General features: G+C 49.1%; 7 protein-coding genes. 4 read left to right on the forward strand and 3 right to left on the reverse strand.

Annotated features, from left to right (window positions below; all coding sequences use genetic code 11):
* Window positions 1–22 precede the first annotated feature (22 nt).
* Window positions 23–733, forward strand: a complete 711-nt coding sequence (hutC, locus tag ACXAH1_RS19465) for a histidine utilization repressor (protein ID WP_475198877.1) — start codon at window positions 23–25, stop codon at window positions 731–733.
* 6 nt (window positions 734–739) lie between these two features.
* Here hutC and ACXAH1_RS19470 read toward each other — a convergent pair whose 3' ends face one another.
* The gene (locus ACXAH1_RS19470) at window positions 740–1501 is read right to left on the reverse strand and encodes a Rossmann-fold NAD(P)-binding domain-containing protein (protein ID WP_475198879.1); all 762 of its coding nucleotides are present in this window, start codon (window positions 1499–1501) and stop codon (window positions 740–742) included.
* 257 nt (window positions 1502–1758) lie between these two features.
* On the opposite strand from ACXAH1_RS19470, the gene ACXAH1_RS19475 reads away from it, so the two are divergent.
* The 3 genes from ACXAH1_RS19475 to hemN all read left to right on the forward strand — a co-directional run bounded on the left by ACXAH1_RS19475 (window position 1759) and on the right by hemN (window position 7382).
* Window positions 1759–3789, forward strand: a complete 2031-nt coding sequence (locus tag ACXAH1_RS19475) for a methyl-accepting chemotaxis protein (protein ID WP_253048723.1) — start codon at window positions 1759–1761, stop codon at window positions 3787–3789.
* 139 nt (window positions 3790–3928) lie between these two features.
* The gene (locus ACXAH1_RS19480; RefSeq protein WP_475198881.1) at window positions 3929–5878 is read left to right on the forward strand and encodes a HAMP domain-containing methyl-accepting chemotaxis protein; all 1950 of its coding nucleotides are present in this window, start codon (window positions 3929–3931) and stop codon (window positions 5876–5878) included.
* Between the two features lie 133 nt (window positions 5879–6011).
* Complete coding sequence (gene hemN / locus ACXAH1_RS19485) at window positions 6012–7382, forward strand: oxygen-independent coproporphyrinogen III oxidase (protein WP_475198882.1); 1371 nt, start codon at window positions 6012–6014, stop codon at window positions 7380–7382.
* Window positions 7383–7429: 47 nt separating this feature from the next.
* Here the strand turns inward: hemN and ACXAH1_RS19490 are convergent, their stop codons facing one another.
* Both ACXAH1_RS19490 and ACXAH1_RS19495 read right to left on the reverse strand, forming a co-directional pair.
* Window positions 7430–9307: a methyl-accepting chemotaxis protein gene (locus ACXAH1_RS19490; protein WP_475198884.1), complete on the reverse strand. Its 1878-nt coding sequence runs from the start codon at window positions 9305–9307 to the stop codon at window positions 7430–7432.
* 407 nt (window positions 9308–9714) lie between these two features.
* Window positions 9715–10047 carry a hypothetical protein gene (locus ACXAH1_RS19495; RefSeq protein ID WP_475198885.1) on the reverse strand — a complete coding sequence of 111 codons (333 nt, stop codon included), beginning with the start codon at window positions 10045–10047 and terminating at the stop codon, window positions 9715–9717.
* Between the last annotated feature and the right edge of the window lie 644 nt (window positions 10048–10691).

The following is a 10691-nucleotide window of genomic DNA, read 5'->3' on the forward strand; positions in this document are numbered from 1 at the left end:
TTACTAACCATGGCACGAGACTGTGACAACGCAACCTAAATTCGCTCAGATAAAACAACATATTATTGCCCAGATCCGCAGTGGTAGCTGGCAAGAGGATCAGCAAGTTCCCTCAGAAAATGCGCTGTCGGCACAATTCAGAGTCAGCCGTATGACCGCCAGGCGCGCGCTCAGTGAACTGACCGATGCAGGCATACTCACCCGCAGCCAGGGTTTGGGCACCTTTGTTGCTAAGTTTAAGTCACAATCTTCCCTACTGGAGATCCGTAACATCGCCGATGAGGTAAAAGAGCGTGGAGGCAATTACACCTGTGTTGTGCTGTCATTGGAGTCCATCGCAGCCATTGCCCCCATCGCCATTGCACTGGGTGTCGACATGGACAGTCAGGTCTACCGTAGCGTGCTGGTACACCATGATAATGAACAGCCCTTGCAGGTTGAGGAGCGCTTCGTCAACCCTCAGCTGGCGCCGGATTATCTGCAACAAGATTTCACTCAGATCACGCCACACGAATATCTGATACAGATTGCACCGCTTACGGAAGCTCGCCACACCGTTGAAGCGATCATGCCCGGGCCCGACATTTGTCAGTGGTTAAATATGTTTCATGAAGAGCCCTGCCTGCAGCTGATCCGCAGAACCTGGTCGCAAGGAGGTATTGTCAGCTTTGCCCGGCTCATCTCACCGGGCAGTAAGTACCGTCTGGGTGGTCATCTGACATTTAAAAAGTAAACAGGGTCAGATGGCATGCTGATAGGTGAACCCCAGTTCGCCAATCATGGCGCCGTCAATGATCCGCTCTTTACTGCCATCATTGGCAAAACTCGGTGGGGTTGTGCCTGAACGCTCGCAGTGCGCCTGATAGTAGGTTTGCTTAACAGGGTGCTCGGGCGCGCACACATTGTACACTGACTGAGCCTTGGGCCAGTTTGTGAGTACCGTCATGATGGCTGAAACCACATCATCCCGGTGGACCATATTGACACGCTCCTGACTGGCACTGCGCAGCGCTTTCCCGGCAATAAACTGTCCGGGCTCTCGCCCAGGTCCGACTAACCCCGCTAATCTCAGAACTTTTCCACCACGCTCCAACACCAGCTGTTCAGCCTGTTGTAAAACACGCTGGCGCTGAGAGTCCATCGCTGCCAGTGCCCCACGCTCGGTATACACACCATCTGCTTCAGCATACACGCCGGTACTGGAGCACAGCAAAAACCCCTGCATGTCGAGTTCACTCGCCAAAGCCAGTGTCGCCTCCAGCGTAAGCAAGTAATTACTGTCCTCGCGACGAGTCCCCGGCGGCATGGCGCACAACCAGAACGCCTGTTGCAAAGATACATCGTGTATCAGGGCGTCACCATCATGTACCAGCTGCCTCGATAACGCATCATCATGTGGCTGTCGGCGGGTTGCCTGCACTTGCCAGCCAGCACGAGCAGCAGCCTCTGCCGTCGGCATACCCAGCCAGCCAGCGCCAGCGACAACGAGTCTATTGAACATGTTTTTTTCCTGTGGTTTTAAGCATTGCCCGCATGATGCACCAGCCAATAGCACTGTGGCAACATCATGGTTTGGTATAGCAAGTAAGAAAAATGGCTGATTTATTGCTAAAAGTTAAAGTATCTGTCCCCATTGCCGATTATTGATGTAAAGATTATTCGCCAAGTGTTATCAATCAATCGCCGTAAATTGTAGCCTTCTGGGGTGAGATATGGTTTGATTAAAGCTTGCCTGATCCCTAGAAAAAGAAAAAACGCATGTTAGTAAATTTATCTCTTCGAAAAAAAATCCTGCTGTTAATTGGCGGTACCATCTCCATTTTGCTGGTTGTTGCGTCTGGGTATTTTGTTAACCACATTGCACACCTCTCCAGAGAAGGCATTGAGCGTGAAGCCCAAAGCCATTTGTATGCTGAAAAACTATCCATGGAGTCTTTCTTTACCCGATATGGTGCAATTGTAGAAACTTTCGTGACCAATCCGCACAATGTGAACTGGTTTAATGAATATACTGAACGAGAAAAACCACTCAGCGCAGATCTGGGCTATCAGGAAGTAAATCAAGATTTTATTCGTATCTCTGCCAGTGATGAGAATATCCTCTCGGCCTTTATGGCATCAGCAAAAACAGGCGAATATTTCAAAGAAAACGAACGTACGTCAAATTATGCTGACGGCCGTCCTTATTACTCATATAAACGTCCCTGGTGGCAGGACGCGTTAAGCCACGGAGGGTTATACGTTGGTGCGGTATCAGTTGATATTAATACCGGTGCAGTCTCAGCGGTGGTGCAGCAGCCGGTCTATAATGCACAACGCGAGCTCGTTGCCGTGGGTGGCGTAGATCTGCAGATTAATAAAATCAGTGAGCTGGTCGAGCAGATCCAGTTCGATGGCCAGGGCTATGGCTTTTTACTGGACCATAACTATAAAGTGGTCCACCTGTCCAAACGGACAGGTCATCAGCTGTCTATCACCGATGAGGGCCCAAATGGCAAAGAAGGTCTGGAAGCACTGGAGCGTCAGTTTGCCGATACACAAGGTTTTGCTGAGCTGAATCGAGCGATGCGCTCAGAAGGTGCTGGAGCTGCTAAGGTCACCCTAAAAGGTGTGGACTACTATGTGGTCTTCAACAATGTGAAGCTGGATAAACCTATCCTCGACTGGCATCTGGGCATCCTTATTCCTGTAAGTCTGATTGAAGAGCCTGTTAACGATGCCGTAATGAGTACCGTCACGGCCGTGATCATCATTCTCGCCATCATCGTTGCGATGATATTATGGGCGACGCAAATGATTGCAGCGCCGATCACAACGCTGACCAATACCATGCGTGATATCGCCTCTGGTGAAGGTGACCTGACCCGCCGTATCGACATCAACAGCCAGGATGAAGTCGGCCAGCTGGCACATCATATGAACACCTTTATCGACAAGCTGCGCAGCATGATGCTGGACACGGCTGCACAGGCACAACAACTCAGCGGTGCCGCTGCGCAATTGCAAGACGTCTCTACCAACACCAACAACGAGATCCAGCAAGAGAAAGAGCAAGTTGACAGTGTCAGCGCCGCAGTGACAGAAATGGCTGCCACGGTGACGGAGATTTCCCGCAATGCCCATGAAACCAATCGTGCAGCGGATCTGGTACAGAGCATGACCAATGATGGTGCTTCCCGCTCTGGCCAGGCACAGGAAGTTATGACCGAGCTTGCCAGCCACATCGGAGAAGCAGCCAAAGTTGTAGCCGGCCTGGAACAGGAAACCAGTAACATTGGCGCCGTGATTGACGTTATCAATGGCATTGCAGAGCAGACCAACCTGCTTGCCTTAAACGCCGCCATTGAGGCTGCTCGTGCCGGTGAACAGGGCCGTGGTTTCGCGGTGGTTGCTGACGAAGTTCGCAGTCTGGCAAGTCGTACACAAGAGTCGACCGACGATATCCGCAATATGATCTCTCGCCTGCAACAGATTGCTCAGCAGGCTTCGGTCATGATGCAACAAGGCCAGGAGCGAGCCGAAGGCTCCGTTGGACAAACTCAGGAAGTGCTGGACGCACTGCGTAACATCACTGAATCCGTCAGCACAGTACAAGATCAGAGTCATCAGATTGCAACCTCAACGGAAGAGCAGACCGTCGTGGCTGAAGACATTAATAACAGCCTTAATGCCATTAACGATCTGGTGAACAGTACTGCCAACCATGCCCATTTACTGGCAGATGAGGCCCGAGATTTGAACAGTCTGGCTAAAGCCCTGAACAATACCGTAAATCAGTTCAAACTGTAGTAATACGTCGCTAGCCCGAATGCCGGGCTAGCACTTTTTTGCCCGCTTCTATCACGACTTACCCATTGCCAAAACTTGACTAATGCACAGTTGCAGACGATCACTTATAGGGTGACTCTTTGCAATATCGTGCTTAATTATGTTTAAAAACCTCAAACTAACGCAAATGCTTGCGTATTCATTTGGTGCGCTCATTACGCTGATGGCAGTGATTTCGCTGGTTGCCTATTTGGGTCTGAGCTCGGGCTACAGCAACTTCGTCGATTATCGTACCCTGGCACGTAATGCCAACCTGGAAGGCCGTGTTCAGGCCAATCTGTTGATGGTACGCCTCAATGCCCTAAAGTACCTCAAGGAGCAAAATGCAGCCAATATAGCAGGGTTCAACGAAAGGTTTGCTTTACTGAGTGACTTAATGGACCAGGCGCAAAACAGCATAGATGACCCACAGTATCGTGCTCAGCTCAGCACCAGTGCCGATGAAGTGCAGCAATACCGGGTCGCCTTCGAGCAAATCGTGCAACTTTACGCCCGGCGCGATGATATTGTGACGAATCAGCTGGATGTAAATGGGGCCAAGATGCGGACCTTACTGAGCGATATCGTAGACAATGCCTATCAACGCGATGACAGCACGGCCTTGTATGCTGCCGCCAAGCTGGAAGAAACTCTGATGCTGGGACGATTATTCGTGACTAAGTTTTTAGTCACCAACGCCAGTGACGATTATCAGCGTGCTGTGACTGAATTCAGCAAGTTGGCAACTTTACTCGATGAACAGGCCGATGCCTTTGCCTGGCAGCCAGCACAGGAAATGCTGGCCCGATTTTTACAACATAAACTGGACTATCTGGCGGGTGTCAAAGCGGTGAACCAAACGATTTCACAGCGCAACCAACTGATTGAACAGCGCCTCAACGTACTGGGTCCCAAGGTGGCCAACACCCTCGAGGACATTAAACTGGACATCAAAGCGCGCCAGGACGAACTGGGACCCAGGGCACAGCAAGCCAGTGAGCAAGCCGTGATGTGGGTGTCAATTGTCTCGGTATTTGTTGTCTTTGCAGGCATATTCTTAAGCTGGTATGTCAGTAAGTTACTACGCGACCCCATCGGGGGTGAGCCCAGAGACATAGAAGCCCTGGCCAAAGCCATTGCCAAGGGTGACCTCAGTTATCAATTTTCTACCGGCAATACCACTGGCATCTATCGGGCTATGTCTGAAATGACCACAACCCTGCGCGATATTGTGGGCAAGATAAAATCAGCAACAGCCACACTCAATGATACCTCAGGCACCATGATCACCGTCACCGAGCAAACCAAAAGTGAGACTGACCAGCAGCAGGACCAGTTAACCCAAAGCGCCACCGCCATGCAGCAAATGAGCGCGACCGTACAGGAGATCACCCAAAGCGCCCAGCTTGCCGCCGATGCAGCCACTGAAGCAGATCAACAATCCCAGACTGGGATCCAGGTGGTACAGGCCTCCCGCGAAGCCATGAGTGAGCTGGTTGGCAGTATTCAACAGGTCAGTGAAGCCATTACCCAGCTAGAAAACGAGACGGAATCAGTCGGGTCCATTTTGGACGTGATCCGCAGCATTGCCGATCAAACCAATTTGCTGGCGTTAAACGCCGCCATTGAAGCTGCCCGGGCAGGCGAGCAAGGCCGTGGATTTGCCGTGGTGGCCGATGAAGTGCGCAGCCTGGCCAGCCGCACCCAGCAAAGTACCGAAGAGATCCAGGCAATGATTTCGCGCTTGCAAAGTGAAGCCAAGCGTTCGGTGGAGCATATGCATCGTAATGTCGACCACGCGGAGCATTCAGCAGAGCAAACCGAGCATGCCGGTGCGACCTTACAGGCCATTTGCAGCTCAATCAGTACCATTCGCGACATGAACCTGCAAATTGCCAGTGCATCTGAAGAGCAAAATACGGTGTCTCTGCAAATCTCAGAAAGTGTCACCAACATCAGTGAGAGTGCCGCTGAAACTGCGCAAGGCGCGCTACAGGTTTCTCAGGACGCCAAAGCACTGAGTCAGGTTGCCAGAGAGCTCAATACCCTGGTCGATCAGTTTAGGCTGTAATGCCTATTTCACTTAATACCTGAGCAGTGTGCGGGTATTTCAGCCCCACCCGCACCTCCTTTTGCTTTAGATCAACGCCCCAAAGCGCAACTTTGCTTACACTGAGCCCCTCAATAGCAAAGAGAGTGCGATCGTGATTAAATTACCTCAGTGGGATGATTCCCTTATCAACAAGTACAATATCTCGGGCCCCAGATATACGTCTTATCCAACGGCCCTGTCGCTGGAGTCGGGTTACTCACAGGCCGATCTGGTTGATGCCATCACCCACTCAGACACCCGTGCGCTGTCGTTATACATTCATATTCCGTTTTGCCATCAGCTTTGCTATTACTGTGGGTGTAATAAGATCATCACCCGTCACCAGTCTAAAGCGGATGTCTATCTCGACCATCTGGAGCTGGAAATCGCCGCTCAGGCCCCTTTGTTCAAAGCATATCAGGTTGAGCAATTGCATTTGGGAGGTGGCACACCGACCTTTCTGACCACGGCGCAAATGACGCGCCTTGTCACTATGTTAGAACAGCATTTCACTTTTACGGCGGATGCCCAGCGCGGCATTGAAATTGACCCCAGATCACTGGCCGACGACATGCTGCCAGCGTTGAAAACGCTCGGCTTTAATCGGGTCTCATTCGGGGTGCAGGATTTTAACGATCAGGTACAGGCTGCGGTCAATCGCCCGCAACAGATTGAAGAAGTGCTGGCACTACTGAAACAGGCCCGCGAACTGGGATTTAAGTCCATTAATATGGACATGATCTACGGCCTGCCTCATCAGAACGTCGAGTCCTATCGTGACACCATAGCGCAGCTGATTGAGTTAGGTCCTGATCGGGTGTCGGTATTTAACTATGCCCACCTGCCAGACAGGTTCGCCGCCCAGCGCAAACTCAAAGATGCCGATATGCCGGGCCCAAAAGAAAAGCTGGCTATCTTTAAGCAAACGCTGGAACAGATGACCGCCGCAGGGTATCAGTTTATTGGCATGGACCATTTTGCAAAAACCGATGACGAACTGGCTGTGGCACAGCGGCACAATCACCTGCACCGCAATTTCCAGGGCTATACCACCCATGGTAACTGCGACTTACTCGGTCTGGGCGTGTCGTCTATATCACAGATTGGCAATGCCATTTTACAAAATGAAAAAGACCTGAAACCTTACTATCAGGCTGTGACTGAGCGTCAGAGTGCCATTCATAAGGGCGTGCAACTCACTCGGGACGATGAAATTCGCGCTGCGGCCATCAAACAGCTGATCTGTCACTTTGAACTGGATAAAGTGACCTTTGCCGCGGAATACGACATCGACTTTGATGACTATTTCGCAGATGCCCTGATTGCGCTCCAGCCACTGGCAGACGATGGGTTGGTTGAGCTTAGCGAGCAACGCATAGAAGTCACGGCCAGAGGCAACCTGTTTATTCGTATCATTTGCATGTGCTTTGATGCCTACCTGCAGCAACAGCTCAAAAACACCCGGTTTTCACGAGTGATTTGAGCGTAATAATGGCTGGAGTAGCACAATGCTGCGCAGCCACTTTTTCTCTACAGTCTGAACTTACCTATAGTGCCTGAGAGGGACTTAGCCTCACTATCTAAGTCATTGCAAAACTGATAGGTCTGTTCCATAGCCGTTTTTGTCTGCCTGGCCGTATCTGAGATAACCGTGACATTCTGGCTGATATCTCTGGTTGCTGCTGATTGCTCTTTAGTTGCTGTGGCTATTTGAATATTCATTTCTGATAGCCTGACTATGTGCTCAGAGATCTCTCTCAACGATTTACCACATTCGGATAAGAGCTGAGATGTTTTGTGGGTCCCGTCACTGCCATGCGTGATGGTGTTCACTGTTTCGGTTGCAGTGGCATTCAGGGAGTTGATCATGCCATTGATTTCTTCCGTCGACTCTGCGGTCCGCTTCGCCAGATTACGTACTTCATCTGCTACTACCGCAAAACCACGCCCCTGTTCACCCGCCCGTGCCGCCTCTATAGCCGCATTGAGGGCTAACAGGTTGGTTTGCTCAGAAACCCCTCTGATCACCTCCAGAACTCCTGAGATTGATTCAATTTCTTTTGAGAGTTGATTAACAGAGAGCACAGAATTACGCATTATCGACTCCAGCTCGGCCATATGCCCTATGGTATCTGAAACAATCTTGAGGCTTACCTGGGCATTGCCTTCGGTATCCGACGCCACTTGCGAAGCGTCCTGCGCGTTATTTGATATATCAGAGACCGTCATATTCATCTGCTCAACCGCTGCCGCAACCGAGTCTGTACTGGATGATTGTTGTTCAGAGAGGCCATGGACATGCTTTACATTCTGATATACCTCAGCGGCCGTGCCTTCGACATGCTTTGCCGTCTCAGATACGCTTTTAAACATCTCGTGCAATTGATCCAAAAAGATATCAATCTGTTTTCCAAGAGAGCCCACTTCATTGTTTTGCTCAACTCTCAGGCGCGCAGTGAGATCCCCGCCTTTACCAGACAGTTCTGTTACCGCATCTGAGATCACTTCTATTGGCTTAAATATCCGATTCGCGAGTAGGTTTGCACCAAACAGACCTATCACAGCAATCACAAAGCCAATTACAATGTTTGTCATAATTGCAGTATGGATTGCTGAGAACATTTCCTCCTCAGGGATTTCCACAACCACATACCAGTCTAATGAGTCCAGCTTTATTGCCGAGCGCACGACGGCCCTATCATTGACTTCATCCGTCACCACATTGCCTGCCAGAGCCGCAATGTTAACCTTGCTACCCACGGCGGATCTGTTAGGGTGGATTTGGATCGTGTTGTCGGCGTCCACTAAAAAGACGATACCAGATTCACCAATTTTATATGAGCTTATCAACTCCGTCATGGCGCCCAGAGACTGACCTACTCCCGCCAAACCAACTCTGCGGCCTTTGTCTTCAATGACATAATTGATAAAAGCGGTCGCTTCGGTGGACGACTTGTCTACATCAATCGAAATTTCATATTCAGCACCGGAATTGATAAAAATATCCAGCCACGGCTCTTTATCAGCCTCCACTTTCCTTACAATACCCGCGGGTGTGTAGTAATTCCTGCTAACAGCAGAAACAATAAACGCAGTATTGCTATTGTTCACACGCTTTACTGAGCCCAGCTCCCGAACGATCATGCCAAGATCGGCTGGGGCTTCCCCATTCGCCATCCAGGCTTTGATAAACTCGCTCTTTGCCAGCGCTCTTGATGGCGCAATGGACGAATAGATATCAAGCTCAACCGCATATTTTATTTGTTTGAGTACGGTGGGTATTTCGGACTGCTCAACCTTCTCAGTTAAAAAGGTGCTGATCGTGGTCGCGAAAACAAGGGTAACGATAAGCAGAGGCAATATCGTTGCTGTAATCAGGGAAAGTACCAAGAGTTGCTTGAGCTTCATAAATTACCTTGCTGAAATCAAAAGATTTTCTATAAAAACAATATAGTAGAGTATTGCTCTGATTGACAAAGTTTGCGGAACATATTGCAACAAGTACGCTCAAAAGCTCAGATTAGAGGTTTTAACCTACTGGTTTTAATAACATTACTCGGTCTTGATTGGCCACTGATAACAGACCAAAACGTCTACCAAAGTCCAAGGTGTTTTCTTAGGGGGGTTGGTGGTGAGGCACATTCATGAAGCATCGCTTTATTCAGGCGACCCTTTACATGTTCTGAGCGCCCCAAACGCAAAAGCCCCGACCAAAGGCTGGGGCTTTTTAAAAGTCTCATTCAGTTAAAGATGAACATTAAGTGAGCACTGGATTTTGTGCAGTCACCTTGCTCCACAGACAATCCTCTTATTTTCTAGTGGCTGCTCACAAAACGGCTATATAGCCAATGAATCCCTACCGCAAAAGTTGCAGCAGCCACACAATACAGAGGCAAAACGACGAGCAATAAAGCAGACGTTGAACTCCCGGTAGCAATCTGGCCTATATCGAAATAAAACCCTAATGTTGTCAATAACATCAAAAAATGAACAATCCCATTCACCATTTGCTGGCGAAAACTGATACGAGACTCCTGATAATGATTGATCAGGTTAATAACAAGAAGAAATAATGGCACTGATATTATCCACAGCGACATTAGCACGGAAGATGAACCAATCAGAATCAGGTACAGTCCAATCAACATGAAACTTACCAGTTCAGTACTGTATTTTGTTAGCATAGAAGCCCCAAATTCCTTATCAACAATTCAGTTCAATGTTTACTTAGATTGTTCTGAAGCTCAGCAGGCGGTGAATGGTGAGAATGATACTTACTCCTTTAGTGCTTAAGTTATGAATCAGTAACTAAAGTGGGTACTCCAGAGTATAGCAATAAAAACAAAAGCCAACCAAGTGTCAATAGGTGAAACTAGCTTCCTACCAAAGTCCAAGATGTTTTCTTGGGGATTTTGGCGGTGACGCACATCATGGGGCATCGCTTTATTCAGACGACGCTTTCCATATTCTAAGCGCCTTAAACGCAAAAGCCCCAGCCAAAAGGCCGGGGCTTTTCAAAAGTTTAATTTAGTTAGAAATTAAAATTAAGCTTTCTTAGGACGAACCAGAACGTCTACCAAAGTCCAGGATGTTTTCTTAGGGGGTTTTGGTGGTGACGCACATTCATGGATAGTCATTCTATTCAGACGACCCCAAAAATAGCCTGACCGCCCCAAACGCAAAAGCCCCGACCAAAAGGCCGGGGCTTTTCAAAAGTTTAATTTAGTTAAAAACTAAAATTAAGCTTTCTTAGGACGAACCAGAACGTCTACCAAAGTCCAGGATGTTTTCT

It is taken from the genome of Pseudoalteromonas sp. AWH4_217 (genome assembly GCF_056161105.1).

Excerpts from the sequence above, each read along its gene's own strand:
- ACXAH1_RS19470 (WP_475198879.1), bottom strand. The coding sequence starts at position 1,501 with ATGTTCAATAGACTCGTTGTCGCTGGCGCTGGCTGGCTGGGTATGCCG.
- ACXAH1_RS19475 (WP_253048723.1), top strand. The coding sequence starts at position 1,759 with ATGTTAGTAAATTTATCTCTTCGAAAAAAAATCCTGCTGTTAATTGGC.
- ACXAH1_RS19480 (WP_475198881.1), top strand. The coding sequence starts at position 3,929 with ATGTTTAAAAACCTCAAACTAACGCAAATGCTTGCGTATTCATTTGGT.
- ACXAH1_RS19490 (WP_475198884.1), bottom strand. The coding sequence starts at position 9,307 with ATGAAGCTCAAGCAACTCTTGGTACTTTCCCTGATTACAGCAACGATA.
- ACXAH1_RS19495 (WP_475198885.1), bottom strand. The coding sequence starts at position 10,047 with ATGTTGATTGGACTGTACCTGATTCTGATTGGTTCATCTTCCGTGCTA.